Here is a 13,510-nt window from a genome sequence, read left to right as displayed (position 1 = left end):
AAAGGAAATCAGTTGGACCAGCCGCCATCGATGATGTGGGTCTGGCCAGTGGTGAAGGAAGATTCGTCAGAAGCCAGGTAGACCACCAACTGCGCAATTTCGCGCGGGTCGCCCAGACGGCCCATCGGCTGGCGGTCGGTGAAACTCTTCCACACCGCCTGCTCGTCGCCACCCAACGCCTTGACACGCTCGCCCAGCGATGGCGTCTTGATGGTGCCCGGGCAGATCGCGTTGCAGCGCACGCCCTTGGCGACGTAGTCGGCGGCGATGGCCTTGCTCAGGCCGATCACCGCGGCCTTGGTCGCCCCGTAAACGAAGCGGTTGGGCACGCCCTTGATGCTGGACGCCACCGAGGACATGTTGACGATGCTGCCGCGCCCCTGCGCCAACATGCCCGGCAACACCGCCTGGCACAGGTAGTACATTGCATCGACGTTGATCGCGAACGAACGCCGCCAGGCGGACGCGTCGCATTCCAGGATGCTGCCCTGGTGCACGTAGCCGGCGCAATTGAACAACACATCGAAGGTCGGATGCGCCGCCACCAGCGCCTGGATCGCGTCGGCGTCGGTGACATCGAGTACCTGGGTGGTGATCGCGCTGGACTCGGCAGCCAGGCGCTGCAGCGCCGCGCTATCGATGTCGGTGGCCAACACCTGCGCGCCTTCGCGCGCACAGGCCAGTGCGCTTTCGCGGCCAATGCCGGCGCCGGCGGCGGTCATCAGGCACCGCTTACCTTGCAGCCGGCCGCTCATGCGCGGATCCCGGGGATGAACAATGACATGGTCATGCTGCAGTACTCCTGGTCGTGGGGGAAACAATCGGATCGGACAGACGATAAAAACGCTGCGCGGTGGAGGCAAACACGGCATCGGCATGGCCGGCGGCATAGCCAGCGACCAGCGCCTGCGCCAGCGTGATCCACGTGCCGTAGTCGGCACGCTGGGTCAGCACCGGCCAGTCACTGCCCCACATCACCCGCTGGGGGCCGAAGTTGGCGAACAGTTGTGCCACGTAGGGCTCCAGCCCCGCGCTATCGGCAGCGACATCGGCCGGCAACTCGGTGAGCAAACCGGACAACTTACACGCCACTCCCGGATATTGCGCCAACTTTGCCAGACCATCGGCCCAGGCATCGAAGCCGGAGCCACCGATCATCGGCTTGGCTGCATGATCCAGCGCCACGCGCAAGGTCGGATGGCGTTGCAAGCGCGCCAACAGGGCAGGCAAGTGCTGTGGGCGGATCAGCGCATCGAAGGCGAGGTCGTGCTGCAACACCGTATCGAACGCCGCGTCCAATTTCGGCCGTGCGAGCCACTGCGGATCGTCCAGATCCTGCACCATCGGTCGCAGCCCCTTGAGCAGACCGCCGCCCTCCGCGCACAACGCGCCGATACGCGCGGCGGCATCGGCGGCCTCGAAATCCACCCACCCAACCACGCCAACAATGCGCGGTTGCGCACGCGCCAATTGTAGTAAATACCGTGTCTCGGCCTCGGTCTGCGCCGCCTGCACCGCGACCACCGTGGACACGCCGTGGGCATCCAGCGTATCGAGCAGATGCTCCGGGCCACAGTCGCGGTACAGCGCACCCAGCGCCGGCGTCAGCCAGACATAATCGCCACGCGCCAACGACCAGAAATGCACATGCGCATCGATCATTCGCACAGCGTCGGCACCGGCCCTTGTAGCAGTCCCTGGTCGTGCAAGTCCTGCCACAACGAGGCAGGGATCGGCGTGCGTAAGCGCGTCGCGGCGCTGCTCACCTCCGCGGGCGTGCGCATACCGGCCACCACGCTACTGACCGCCGGATGCGCGAGCGGGAACTGCAGCGCCGCCGCACCCACGTCCACGCCCCACGCCGCGCAGGCGGCGAATAGGCGCTGCGCATGCCGTAGGGTGGCCGAATCCACTGGCGCGTAATTGTAGGTCTTCCCAGGGCCACTCGCATCGCTCAGTAGACCCGAACTGTATGGTCCGGCGACCAGAATGCCGACCTGCTGCTGCACTGCCTGCGCCATGATCCGCTGCGCGGCGTGTTGTTCCAGCAGGGTGTAGCGGCCCGCCAACATCACGCAGTCGAGCGGAAACAATGGCAGCAGTTCCACCGCGACGTCTTCTTCGTTGACACCGATGCCGATCGCGCGACAGACCCCCTGGGACTTGAGCTCCGCCATCGTCGGCAACGCCTCGTCCAGCGCTTGCCGCAACATCGCCGCGTGTGCCTCGCCATGGGTCAGGCCACCGATGTCGTGCAGCAGCAGAACATCGATGTGGTCGGTGCCGAGACGCTGCAAACTGGACTCGAACGCACGCAGCACGCCGTCGCGACTGTAGTCGAATTCGGCGCGGCGCCCGGCCACGGCGAAACCCTCGCACCCGATCGCAGCCGCGGCATCGTCGTAGATACAGCGCCCGACCTTGGTCGAGAGCGTATAGCTGGCGCGCGGCACGCCGCGCAACCCCTGCCCCAGACGCTGCTCGCTGAGTCCATAGCCGTAGTAAGGCGCGGTATCGAAATGGCGAATGCCGGCGACATACGCATCGGCAACGGCGGCCAGCGCCACTGCGTCGTCCACTTCCGCATACAGATTCCCGATCGGCGCGGCGCCGAAACCGAGCGTGGCGATGTGCACACCACTGCGCCCCAGCGCGCGTTGTGCGACAGGGATGGTCTCTTGTTCGACGGCCGCAGCGCTCACTGGCATGCACCTGCGCGCACGCCAACACTCGCGGCGCAGCGCCCGCCGACGCCCCGGGAGCGATTGCTGCTGGTGTTGCGCATGACACGCCTCCGCCCATGTCGGGCTTGATCGGATAAGGCCAGAGCGCACAGCAATGCCATAGCAGGCAGCCGCCGCCGGCTGTTCGTATATGAATATAGCAATCACGAATAAACAATCACGCTGCATCGCAACAATCCAGATCCCACCCTGAGCGACGCGACAGGCCGGCGAGAAACGTATCGCCCGGCCCTGCAGCGCACAGCGCACAGCGGACACCAAATCAGCGAATACGAAAACCCATCGTCGCCTCCACCGCCTGTTGCCAGCCCGCGTACAACGCCTCGCGGCGCTCGGCCGGCATGGTCGGTTCGAAGCGGCGATCCACCGCCCAGTGCTGCGCGATCTCGGCACGGTCCTTCCAAAATCCCGTCGCCAAGCCCGCCAGGTAGGCAGCGCCCAACGCGGTGGTCTCGGCCACCTCCGGGCGCAACACCGGCACGTCAAGGATGTCGCTCTGGAACTGGGCCATGAAATCGTTGGCGATCGCGCCGCCATCGGCGCGTAGTTCCTTCAACTTGATACCGGCATCGTTCTGCATCGCCGTCAACACGTCGCGGGTCTGGTAGGCCATCGACTCGATCGCGGCACGAATGAAGTGTTCTTTGGTGGTCCCACGGGTCAGGCCAAACACCGCGCCACGGATGTCGCTGCGCCAGTACGGTGCCCCCAGGCCGACGAAGGCCGGCACGAAGTACACGCCGTCGTTGTCGCCGGCGCGCTCGGCGTAGGCCTGCGAATCGCTGGCTTTGCCGAACATGCGCAGGCCATCGCGCAGCCATTGCACCACCGAGCCGGCGACGAAGATCGCACCCTCCAGCGCGTATTCCACCTTGCCATCCACGCCCCAGGCGATGGTGGTGAGCAGGCCATTGTTCGACACCACCGCCTTCTCGCCAGTGTGCATCAACATGAAACAGCCGGTGCCGTAGGTATTTTTCGCCATGCCCGGCTCGAAACAGGCCTGGCCGAACAATGCCGCCTGTTGATCGCCCGCGATCCCTGCGATCGGTACCGCGTGGCCGTAAAAATACTGGCCCTGCGTGCTGCCGTAGATTTCGCTGGACGAGCGCACCTGCGGCAACATCGATGCCGGAATGTCGAGCATTCGCAGCAGGTCTTCGTCCCAACACAGCGCATAAATGTTGTACAGCAAGGTGCGCGAGGCGTTGGTGTAATCGGTGACGTGCACTTTGCCGCCGGTGAGGTTCCAAATCAGCCAACTGTCGATGGTGCCGAACGCCAGCTCGCCGCGCTGCGCGCGTGCACGCGCGCCCTCGACATGGTCGAGGATCCACTTGATCTTGGTGCCGGAAAAATACGCATCGATCAGCAGCCCGGTCTTGGCACGCACCATGTCCTCGTGGCCATCGGCCTTGAGCTGCTCGCAGATGTCCTTGGTCTGCCGCGACTGCCAGACGATAGCGTTGTAGATCGGCTGGCCGGTGGCACGGTCCCACACCACGGCGGTCTCGCGCTGGTTGGTGATGCCGATGCCGGCGATCGCGCTCGCGTCCACCTGATGGGTGTTCAACAACTCGGTGATCGTGGTGTAGACGCTGGTCATGATCTCGCGCGGGTTGTGTTCGACCCAACCCGGCTGCGGAAAGATTTGCGCGAACTCGCGCTGGGCCATGCCGACGCTGCGTCCATGGCGATCGAACAGGATCGCGCGCGAACTGGTGGTGCCTTGATCGATGGCCAGGATGAATTGCTTCTCCATCGGTGACTCCTGCGAGACATGCGGCGCGCGGCATGGCGGCGCCGACGGGGAAAGGATCGCGCATGTGGCGCGCGGCGAGAAATGGCATGGACGCTAACTGCGGCGCGCAGCGACGTCTTCTTCCTGCTCCCTCAGCCGCGCCGGCAGAAACGGGTAAATCAACGTCTGGTAAGCGGCACCGCCGATCACGCCACCGATCAACGGGCCGACAATCGGGATCCACCAGTAATGGCCGACGGCAGGAAACGCCGAGGCATCCCAGCCGGCAAAATAGGCGAACAGGCGTGGCCCAAGATCACGCGCCGGGTTGATCGCCCACGCCTCCAAATAGCCCATCGAAGCACCGATGGTCGCCACCAGCAGGCCGATGATCAATGCTCCGGAATTGGCGCCGGGCGCGGCTTCGTTGTAACGCTCGGTGATGGCGAAGATGCCGAATATCAACAACGCCGTCAGAATCACCTGATCGCACAACGCGTGCAGCGGCGTGATCGCCAAGCCCGGCGCGGTGAAGAATACGCCGGCCGCGCCGCCACCGGCACGGGTCAACTGTTGCACCTGATTGTAGTGGTCGATCACCGGTGCGAACAACAGATAGACAATGCCGGCGCCGATGAACGCACCTACCACCTGCGCCGCGCAGTACGGCAGCACCTTGCGCCATGGAAAACCACGGAAGAGCGCCAATGCCAACGTCACCGCCGGATTGGCATGGGTGCCAGACACCGAGCCGGTAACATAGATCGCGATGGTCACCCCCAGCCCCCAAGCGATGCACACACCCCAATAGGCATGCTGATAGGGACTGGGATCGTACAGCACATACATGCACGCCACCGAGCAGCCGAAGGCGATGATGATCAGCATCGCGATCGCCTCGGAGATCAGTTCACCCAGCAGTTGCCGGTTCATGCGCGCAATTCCCCAATGGCCGGCGTCCTGTCTGTCAATGTGCTCATCGCTGCCAACCTCCACGGTTGCCTCCAGAAGCATGCGCCACGGCGGAAACCGCACGCACGACCATTGTGACCAGCCGTCGCACACCATCCCGAGACGACGATGGCATCGACGTCATGGGTGTTTACGCCGTCGCCAGCCTGGCCGAGGCCTGTTGCAGATAAGCAATCAGGCGCTGGCAGCCATTCGCATCGATGCGCAGGCCGAGCTTGCTGCGTCGCCACAACAGGTCGTCGGCTTCGATCACCCATTCGTGTTCGCACAGATAATCCACTTCCGCCTGGTACAGATCCGCACCGAAATGCTCGCCCAGTTGCTGCAGCGAGGTCGCCGCGCCGAGCAACGCGCTGGCACGGGTGCCGTAATTGCGCGCCAGCCGCTGTGCGGTGGCCTCGGACAGCCATGGCCGGGCCGCGCGCAACTCGCGCGCGAGCACGTCGATATCGGCCCGCTCGCCGCCAGGCAACGGCGCGCCATGCGCGGTCCATGCCGGCGCCTTGCGTCCGACATGCGCGGTTAACCGGTCCACCGCTTCTTCGGCAAGCTTGCGGTAGGTGGTGAGCTTGCCACCGAACACATTGAGCAAAGCGGCACCATTGCGCGCGTCCAGTTCCAGCAGGTAATCGCGGGTGACCTCGGCGGCGTTGTCCTGCGCATCGTCGAGCAGTGGGCGCACGCCACTATAGCTCCACACCACATCGTCCGGGGCGATCTGCTTGCGAAAATACCGGTTGGCCGCCGCGCATAAATAGTGCGTTTCCTCCGCATCGATGCGCGGCGCGTCCGGATCGGCGCGGTAGTCGACATCGGTGGTGCCGATCAAGGTGTAGTCCTGTTCATAGGGAATGGCGAACACGATGCGCCGATCCGGTTGCTGGAAGATGTAAGCATGGTCGTGGTCGAACAGCCGCGGAACCACGAGATGGCTTCCCTTCACCAGGCGCAACGCATGGTCGTGCCCGACCTGCGCCACCTGGTCCAGGAACTGCACCGCCCATGGCCCGGCGGCATTGACCAGCGCACGCGCCTGCACCTGCTCACTGCGACCGTCCGCGAACTGCAACCCCACGCGCCACACGCCGTCCGCGCGCTGCGCACTGACGCAGCAGGTACGGGTGAGGATACGTGCACCGCGTTGCGCCGCATCCATCGCATTGAGCACCACCAGCCGCGCATCCTGCACCCAGGCGTCGGAATAGACGAAACCCGTACGGAACTCCTCGCGCAACGGTGCGCCCACCGGATGCGTGCGCAACGCCAGACGCCGCGAGCCCGGCAAGGTGCGGCGACCACGACCAAGATGGTCGTACAGGAACAGGCCCGCGCGGAGCATCCACGCCGGGCGCAAATGCGGCTGGTGCGGCAGCAGAAAGCGCAGCGGCCAGATGATGTGCGGCGCCAGCCGCAGTAGTACCTCGCGCTCGGCCAGCGCCTTGCCAACCAAAGCGAATTCGTACTGTTCCAGATAGCGCAGCCCGCCGTGGATCAGCTTGGTGCTGGCGCTGGAGGTATGCGCGGCCAGATCGTCGCGCTCGCACAGGCACACCGACAGCCCCCGGCCCACCGCATCGCGGGCGATACCAACGCCATTGATCCCACCACCGATCACCAGCACATCGTAAGTCTCGCGCATTGCTGACTCCGAAGATGTCGCGCCCTGGATCAGGCGCATCACCTGGAGCAGGACAAAGTAACGAAAAATCGCAAACGACTATTTGCGAACATATCACGCTACACAATAGTGCGATGCCGACAGCATCGTGCATCACCTGAAGCGCGCCGAAACAGCGACGTACATTTTGACGCACCCCAGTTGGCTTCGCACTCACTTCAATGCACGCTCTAGACTAGACAACCCGCCGAAGACAACGGCACTCCCCCAATCGGCCATGCTCAACAACGACATTCTGCGTTCTATCCGTTACATGCTCGATCTGAGCGACCAAAAAGTCGTGGACATCGTGCAACTCACCGACCCGATGTTTCCTATCGACAAAGCGCAGATTGCCGCCTGGCTGAAGAAAGAAGACGAAGCAGGCTTCGTCGAATGCCACGATGCGGTACTGGCGCATTTCCTCGATGGGCTGGTATTCCATTACCGTGGCCGCGACGAGCGCCTGCCACCGCGCCCGGTGGAAACGCACATTACCAATAACGTGGTGCTGAAGAAGCTGCGGGTGACGTTTCAACTCAAGGACTTAGACATGCACCAGATCTTCTACTCCGCTGGCTTGCCGGTATCCAAGCCGGAGCTATCGGCGCTGTTTCGGCAACCGGAGCACAAGAATTTCCGCCTATGCGGCGATCAGCTACTGCGCAACTTCCTCAAGGGTCTCACCCTGCGCCTGCGCCCAGCCGGCTAAGAGTGGCTAACAAAACGTCGCGAGGCGCTGTCGGGTGGGCGCGGACAGCCCGCCGGAACCGCCGTGTACAGGGGGACATGGGGATTCCGAGCACTGCCCGCGCCCGTCCAGCGGCGACGCCGTCGTTTTCTTAGCTACTCTAAGGCCGGCGAGGCATGCACACCATCGGCCAGAGCGGTTCCGGCGGCGATGCACGCGCCGCCCACAGCGATTCGGTCTAGGATGCGCCAGTTCCGCCACCAGGCGGGCGCGGCCGCCCAAACCGGCAGCTCCCGCTTCCGTTCCGTCTTGAGGCTTTCATGAAACTAGAGGCGCTGTTCGACCAGTTGCACACCCTGCCGACCATTCCCCAGGTGGCGCAGGACCTGATCCTGCAATTCGATTCCCCCGGCACCAGCCTGGATGCGGTAGCGCGCAACATCGAACGGGATCCGGTGATCGCGGCCAAGGTGCTGCGGCTGGCCAATTCGGCGCGCTTTCGTGGCGCACGCGATTCGACCACGGTGGAAGACGCCGCGCTGCGCCTGGGCTTCAACACCCTGCGCACGCTGGTGCTGGCCTCGTCGATGACCGGCGCATTCAAGGCCCCCCCGCATTTCGACCTGCGCGGGTTTTGGCTGCACAGCTTCGAGGTGGCCGGGATCTGCCGGCTACTGGCACGGCAGAAGGGCCTGGATCCGGAAACCGCCTTCACCTGCGGGATGATGCACAACATCGGCGAACTACTGATCCAGACCGGCGCACCGAGCTATGCCGCACAGCTGCATCCGGACGCATCGTCCAGCGGTCGTGCCGCCGACGAAACCGTCCAACTGGGCTTTGGCTATCCGGAAGTGGGCGCGGAGCTGGCGCGGCGCTGGCAGTTGCCGCAGGTGATCCAGGCCGCCATCGCCTATCAGGCACGCCCGCTGCAAGCGCCGCAAGGCGAACCGATGCCACGTGTGGTGGCACAAGCCGCACTGGTCGCCGACGCCTTGAGGCACTACGGCGGCGCGACCGATGAAGCGCGCCAAGCGGTGACTGGACCACTGTTGCAAGAGGTGGACCTGGACGCATTGTTCGCCGCCCTGCCCGAGGTGATCGAAGCCGATCGCGCCTTTACCGAAATGCTGCGCTAAGAGTTAACAACAAAACATTCCGAGTCGCTGTCGGACCGGTGCCAGACAACGCACAGGAAGCGCAGTGTACGGTGGGCACATGAAGATGAAGCGGTTGTTTTGTTAGCCACGCTCTAGAGTGGCGAAAAAAACCTCCGGCACCTCGTTGCAATCTACTGCGACGAAAGCAGATCAGGTTTCGACCGATGGGCATTGACGGCGCGCATGCGCATAGTCGGTGCGTCGGCGCGATGCAACTCCCGCATCCACGGCCATCCGATCCATCTGCCAAGGAGTGTTTCATGTCTCACTCGATCAAATTTGCGCTGCTTGCGGCCTTATTCGTTTCCACCCATGTACAGGCGTATCAATCTCCAACGCACTGCAGCACCTTGCCTAATTACATCCGCGATGCCAGTCGGGACATGGCGTATTGCCTCACCATGCCCAGCCCGATCGCCGCTTGTGGTAACGCACAGTTGGACGTGCAGGTGTTCGGCAACAACGAAGGACGCTTGCCCAAGTCCGGAAACGGGCAGACCTATTATGAAGGCAAGGCACGGCTCCCTCAGAACGATCAGGCCGGGACGTATCGACTGGTGTTCCTCGTCACCGATGGCAAAAAGAAAAAGGCGATCGAGCAGCGTTACTACTCCGCCGACCATTACGCCACATTCTGCACGATCCAGTGATACGGGGCGCTCGGGCAGACCTGCGGGCAGTGGCGTTCGCGCGTCACCTGGACCGATCCTATGCCGCTAGCACCACAGCTGGCGGCGGCGGGCTTGACGTCAGTCGCACTGGTGCGCGCGGGATGCGCGTGTACTGCCCATATGTATGAAACAGGGGCGGCCGCCCGAGAGTGCCCAATAGCGCGTGCGATGCCACCGTCGCGGCAACGCGACTGTGCGGCGAGCGGTCTCCATGCGCTTAGTCCAGCATTGCGATAAAAGCGCCATCGGCCTCACGCCGGGCAGCGCCACGACAGTCGCGACGCACCGGAGCGAGGACGCGACGCTCGCTCCAGCGCGCCGGCCATCGAACGAACCAAGACCAGCGGTATCGACTACCATCGCCGCAGTCGTGCGCGACCGACCGTCTCCTTCATCCACTTGCCCATGCCCGCAACCTCTCCGCCACTTCCTACCGCAGATGCCCTCGCCGACCGTCTGCGCATCGTCGTCAAACTCGCCGCCTGCATCCTGGCCAGCCTCCTGCTGATGCCCCTGCAATGGCTGCTAATGCGTTTTATCCGTGGACGCGGCGCATTCGTGCTGCCGCGGCTGTGGTTCATCTGCCTGCGCCAGGCGCTGCGTCTTCGCGTCGAGGTCATCGGCCAACCACGCGCTACTGGCGGTACCTTGTTCGTCGGCAACCACCTCTCCCACTTCGACATCGTCGTGCTGGGCAGCCTGCTACGCACACGCTTCATCGCCAAGAACGACATGGAACGCTGGCCCGGCATGCGCCACATCGGCGCAATGGCGCAGACCGTGTTCATCAGCCGCCGTCGACAGGATGCGGCGGCCGTCGCCACCGCCATCGCCGCGCAACTGCGCCCGGACCATGACCTGGTGCTATTCGCCGAGGGCACCACCTCCTCCGGCGAGCACGTGGCGCCGTTCAAATCCAGCCTGTTCTCGCTGTTCCTGGACGCGGACACGAACACGCCCCGCTGGACCTTGCAACCGTTCACGCTGGAGCTGCGCAGCGTGGACGGCCAGCCGCTGACACAAGGCGGCAATCGCGATGCCTATGCGTTCTACGGCGAGATGCAGGCCGGCGCACACGTAGCGCAGTTCCTGCGCCTGTCCGGCGCGTTGGTACGGGTAACCTTCCACACGCCGATCGCACTGGCACCCGGCAGCGACCGCAAGGCGTTGGCCGCGCACCTGCACGGCATCGTCTCGTCGGCGCTCACCGCACCGACTCGTCCGATAACGCCATAACCGCCCTCTCTCCCGTGCACGGGAGAGAGGATGCAACGCGACGGCTTACTTCTTTACCCGGCTGGCAGCAACCTTCTTACCCGCGCTCTTGCGTACAGCGGTCTTCTTCGCCGTGGCGCTTTTCTTGGCAACCCTGGCGACGGTCTTCTTGACCGCCTTAGCCACTTTCTTTACCGCCTTTTTGGCGACGACCTTCTTCGCGGCCACTTTCTTCACCGCTTTCTTGACCGCGACCTTCTTCGCGGCGACCTTCTTGACTGCCTTTTTCGGCGCGGCTTTCTTGGCGGTCACTTTCTTCGCCGGGGCTTTTTTGGCCACCGCCTTCTTTGCCGGAGCCTTCTTGGCCGCTGCCTTCTTGGCGGTCTTCTTCTTGACCACCTTCTTCAGCGCAGCGGCTTCAGACTTGGCGCTGGCCCTGGCCGCCTCCAGTGTCTTGCGCGCTTTGGCGACGGTCTTCTTGACCGCCTTGCCGGCCTTCTCGGCGCGCTTGGCGACGGCCTTCTCGGCCTGCTTCACCGCTTTGCGGGTCTTGGCGACTTGGTCCTGCACACGCTTTTGCACGTTCTCAGCGGTGTGCTTGACACTGGCGACGGCCTCGCTGGCAGTCGCAGCGATGGTCTCGCCCATGTTGGTGGCGGTTTCTTTCATGTTCTCGGCGACTTGCGTCAGCGTCGCCGTTACCCCATTGCCATTGCTCATAAAACCCTCCTCAGGGTGTCGGTGTTTGATACCACACGGACGATGCTATACCGATTGCAGCAAAGCGGGGAGCCAACGAGTGCGACATGCGGCGGACGGTCGGCAAACCCGCGCAATCGCGGCAGCCCACCGCCCTGCCCTGTGTCGGCACGGAGGCACGCAGAAGTCGCCAGCACAACGGGATACGAGCGCTCAGCAAGGAGAACCCTGGTGGCCGCGCCATCGCCCCGCGTTGCCTACAGATACAGTAACCAAGATCGCACGCACGCCAGCGCTCGGTAGCCCGGCTCTCCACGCAATCTGCGGCATGGTGGCAATAGCGACACATTTCGGCGAGGTAGCGGCTTTTCACTGACAGTTAAACGCCCTGCGTTCATCTTGATTTATGCCCTCAGGCGCCCATTTTCCCAATCCGTCTCCCGCGTCCCCCGGAATCCGACTCATGCGCCCGCTGCCCACGCTGCTGACCCTGACCGCCGCCGCTGCCTTCGGCGGTTTCGCTGCAACCGCGATCAACGCCCAATTGGACAATCGCGCCGATGCCGCGCCGACACCGGCGACGCGAGCCGTGGCGAACACGGCGGCGTTGCCGACGTCGGTCGCCGGCACTCCGCTTCCATCGCTGGCACCGATGCTGCAAACTGTCATGCCAGCCGTGGTGAGCATCAACACCAAGCAGGTGGTGCGGGTACGCAACCCGTTCTTCAACGACCCATTCTTCCGCCGCCTCTTTCCGGACATCCCGCAGGAGCGCATCAACGAGTCGCTGGGCTCGGGCGTCATCATCGATGCCAAGAACGGCTACGTGCTGACCAACCATCACGTGGTGGAGAACGCCGACGATGTGCAAGTGACACTGGCCGACGGACGCAGCTTCAAAGCCGAATTCATCGGCTCGGACGCGGACACCGACATCGCCTTGGTCCGGATCAAGGCCGACAATCTCACCGAAATCCGCCTCGGCGACAGCGACAAACTGCGCGTGGGCGATTTCGTCGCGGCGATCGGCAACCCGTTCGGCTTCACCCAGACCGTGACCTCGGGCATCGTCTCGGCGATGGGCCGCAACGGCATCCGCGGCCTGGGTTACCAGAACTTCATCCAGACCGATGCCTCGATCAACCCAGGCAACTCCGGCGGCGCGCTGGTGGACCTGCGCGGCGAATTGGTCGGTATCAACACCGCCAGCTTCAACCCGCAAGGCAGCATGGCCGGCAACATCGGGCTGGGCCTGGCGATCCCCTCGAACCTGGCCCGCGCGGTGGTCGACCAATTGCTTAAGAACAACGGTGTGATGATCCGCGGCACCTTCGGCATCGAGACCCAGAACCTGACCGCGCAGATGGCGCAAGGGCTGGGCCTGCCCTCCCCGCGCGGCGCACTGGTGACGCGGGTGCTGGTGGGCTCGGCCGCCGCCGCAGCCGGACTGCAACCGGGCGACGTGGTAACCGGCGCCAACGGCGAACGTCTGGACAGCGCCGAGGCGCTGCATAACTACGAGGGCCTGCAGCCGGTGGGCAGCACGGTCACGCTGGACGTGCGCCGGGAGGGCAAACCACTGCAACTCAAAGTCCGCCTGAAGGAACAGCCGCGCGCGGTGAGCGGCGAAGCGCTGGACCCGCGTCTGAGCGGCGCCACCTTCACCGACCTGCCCGAATCGCTGCGTCAGTCCGGCGTCTCCGGCGTACTGATCGGCAACGTGGCGCGCGGCAGTCGCGCGGCGCACAACGGCCTGGCCAGCGGCGATATCGTCGTCGCGGCCTCGGCCGGCGAGTTCGCCGACCTGGCCAGTTACCGCGCCAATTTCGCGCGCAAGCCAGCCCAGCTGGTGCTGCGCGTGGTGCGCGGCGGCGTGCAGGCCGATTTAATAATGCAATGAGCGGCCACATCGGCACAGGCATGCGGCGCGGCGATTCTACGCGCGCCACCGCCCGTTCAC

At 64.2% G+C, this 13,510-nt stretch carries 12 protein-coding genes and 1 other RNA gene; 5 read left to right on the top strand and 8 right to left on the bottom strand.

The annotated features are described in order from the left end of the window. Positions 1-8: 8 nt before the first annotated feature. The 6 genes from XalbCFBP2523_RS12605 to glpD all read right to left on the bottom strand — a co-directional run bounded on the left by XalbCFBP2523_RS12605 (position 9) and on the right by glpD (position 7,096). Entirely contained in the window at positions 9-755 is a 747-nt protein-coding gene (locus XalbCFBP2523_RS12605) for an SDR family oxidoreductase (protein WP_012914997.1), read from the bottom strand. A gap of 31 nt (positions 756-786) precedes the next feature. Then, positions 787-1,662 carry an amidohydrolase family protein gene (locus XalbCFBP2523_RS12600; protein WP_045765234.1) on the bottom strand — a complete coding sequence of 292 codons (876 nt, stop codon included), beginning with the start codon at positions 1,660-1,662 and terminating at the stop codon, positions 787-789. Further along, positions 1,659-2,708: an aldo/keto reductase gene (locus XalbCFBP2523_RS12595; RefSeq protein WP_045765233.1), complete on the bottom strand. Its 1,050-nt coding sequence runs from the start codon at positions 2,706-2,708 to the stop codon at positions 1,659-1,661. Before XalbCFBP2523_RS12595 ends, XalbCFBP2523_RS12600 begins: the two co-directional genes overlap by 4 nt. Before the next feature lie 298 nt (positions 2,709-3,006). Further along, on the bottom strand, positions 3,007-4,506 hold the full coding sequence (gene glpK, locus XalbCFBP2523_RS12590) for a glycerol kinase GlpK (protein ID WP_045765232.1): 1,500 nt from the start codon (positions 4,504-4,506) through the stop codon (positions 3,007-3,009). A 93-nt stretch (positions 4,507-4,599) separates the two neighbouring features. After that, the gene (locus XalbCFBP2523_RS12585; RefSeq protein ID WP_045766616.1) at positions 4,600-5,418 is read right to left on the bottom strand and encodes an MIP/aquaporin family protein; all 819 of its coding nucleotides are present in this window, start codon (positions 5,416-5,418) and stop codon (positions 4,600-4,602) included. A gap of 169 nt (positions 5,419-5,587) precedes the next feature. After that, positions 5,588-7,096: a glycerol-3-phosphate dehydrogenase gene (glpD, locus tag XalbCFBP2523_RS12580; RefSeq protein ID WP_045765231.1), complete on the bottom strand. Its 1,509-nt coding sequence runs from the start codon at positions 7,094-7,096 to the stop codon at positions 5,588-5,590. 256 nt (positions 7,097-7,352) lie between these two features. Between glpD and XalbCFBP2523_RS12575 the strand changes: the two genes are divergently transcribed. After that, on the top strand, positions 7,353-7,826 hold the full coding sequence (locus tag XalbCFBP2523_RS12575) for a YehS family protein (protein WP_045765230.1): 474 nt from the start codon (positions 7,353-7,355) through the stop codon (positions 7,824-7,826). Positions 7,827-7,830: 4 nt separating this feature from the next. On the opposite strand, the gene XalbCFBP2523_RS12570 is transcribed toward XalbCFBP2523_RS12575, so the two are convergent. Beyond that, a non-coding RNA gene (locus XalbCFBP2523_RS12570) (sX9 sRNA) lies at positions 7,831-7,905 on the bottom strand. A 220-nt stretch (positions 7,906-8,125) separates the two neighbouring features. Here XalbCFBP2523_RS12570 and XalbCFBP2523_RS12565 point away from each other — a divergent pair. The 3 genes from XalbCFBP2523_RS12565 to XalbCFBP2523_RS12555 all read left to right on the top strand — a co-directional run bounded on the left by XalbCFBP2523_RS12565 (position 8,126) and on the right by XalbCFBP2523_RS12555 (position 10,872). Then, complete coding sequence (locus XalbCFBP2523_RS12565; RefSeq protein WP_045765229.1) at positions 8,126-8,944, top strand: HDOD domain-containing protein; 819 nt, start codon at positions 8,126-8,128, stop codon at positions 8,942-8,944. A 281-nt stretch (positions 8,945-9,225) separates the two neighbouring features. Continuing rightward, a complete protein-coding gene (locus XalbCFBP2523_RS12560) occupies positions 9,226-9,615 on the top strand; it encodes a ribonuclease domain-containing protein (RefSeq protein ID WP_045765228.1) in 390 nt (129 codons plus the stop codon). A 477-nt stretch (positions 9,616-10,092) separates the two neighbouring features. Continuing rightward, positions 10,093-10,872, top strand: a complete 780-nt coding sequence (locus XalbCFBP2523_RS12555) for a lysophospholipid acyltransferase family protein (RefSeq protein ID WP_080928179.1) — start codon at positions 10,093-10,095, stop codon at positions 10,870-10,872. A 45-nt stretch (positions 10,873-10,917) separates the two neighbouring features. Here the strand turns inward: XalbCFBP2523_RS12555 and XalbCFBP2523_RS12550 are convergent, their stop codons facing one another. Next, positions 10,918-11,571 carry a hypothetical protein gene (locus XalbCFBP2523_RS12550; protein ID WP_045765226.1) on the bottom strand — a complete coding sequence of 218 codons (654 nt, stop codon included), beginning with the start codon at positions 11,569-11,571 and terminating at the stop codon, positions 10,918-10,920. A gap of 442 nt (positions 11,572-12,013) precedes the next feature. Between XalbCFBP2523_RS12550 and XalbCFBP2523_RS12545 the strand changes: the two genes are divergently transcribed. Beyond that, positions 12,014-13,450: a Do family serine endopeptidase gene (locus XalbCFBP2523_RS12545; protein WP_045765225.1), complete on the top strand. Its 1,437-nt coding sequence runs from the start codon at positions 12,014-12,016 to the stop codon at positions 13,448-13,450. The last annotated feature ends 60 nt before the right edge of the window (positions 13,451-13,510 follow it).

It is taken from the genome of Xanthomonas albilineans (assembly GCF_002939705.1).
In the GTDB taxonomy this organism is placed as follows: Bacteria; Pseudomonadota; Gammaproteobacteria; order Xanthomonadales; family Xanthomonadaceae; genus Xanthomonas_A; species Xanthomonas_A albilineans.
This window is presented reverse-complemented; position numbering and strand designations above follow the sequence as displayed.

Excerpts from the sequence above, each read along its gene's own strand:
- glpK (WP_045765232.1), bottom strand. The coding sequence starts at position 4,506 with ATGGAGAAGCAATTCATCCTGGCCATCGATCAAGGCACCACCAGTTCG.
- XalbCFBP2523_RS12550 (WP_045765226.1), bottom strand. The coding sequence starts at position 11,571 with ATGAGCAATGGCAATGGGGTAACGGCGACGCTGACGCAAGTCGCCGAG.
- XalbCFBP2523_RS12575 (WP_045765230.1), top strand. The coding sequence starts at position 7,353 with ATGCTCAACAACGACATTCTGCGTTCTATCCGTTACATGCTCGATCTG.
- glpD (WP_045765231.1), bottom strand. The coding sequence starts at position 7,096 with ATGCGCGAGACTTACGATGTGCTGGTGATCGGTGGTGGGATCAATGGC.
- XalbCFBP2523_RS12565 (WP_045765229.1), top strand. The coding sequence starts at position 8,126 with ATGAAACTAGAGGCGCTGTTCGACCAGTTGCACACCCTGCCGACCATT.
- XalbCFBP2523_RS12545 (WP_045765225.1), top strand. The coding sequence starts at position 12,014 with ATGCGCCCGCTGCCCACGCTGCTGACCCTGACCGCCGCCGCTGCCTTC.
- XalbCFBP2523_RS12585 (WP_045766616.1), bottom strand. The coding sequence starts at position 5,418 with ATGAACCGGCAACTGCTGGGTGAACTGATCTCCGAGGCGATCGCGATG.
- XalbCFBP2523_RS12600 (WP_045765234.1), bottom strand. The coding sequence starts at position 1,662 with ATGATCGATGCGCATGTGCATTTCTGGTCGTTGGCGCGTGGCGATTAT.
- XalbCFBP2523_RS12595 (WP_045765233.1), bottom strand. The coding sequence starts at position 2,708 with ATGCCAGTGAGCGCTGCGGCCGTCGAACAAGAGACCATCCCTGTCGCA.
- XalbCFBP2523_RS12560 (WP_045765228.1), top strand. The coding sequence starts at position 9,226 with ATGTCTCACTCGATCAAATTTGCGCTGCTTGCGGCCTTATTCGTTTCC.
- XalbCFBP2523_RS12605 (WP_012914997.1), bottom strand. The coding sequence starts at position 755 with ATGAGCGGCCGGCTGCAAGGTAAGCGGTGCCTGATGACCGCCGCCGGC.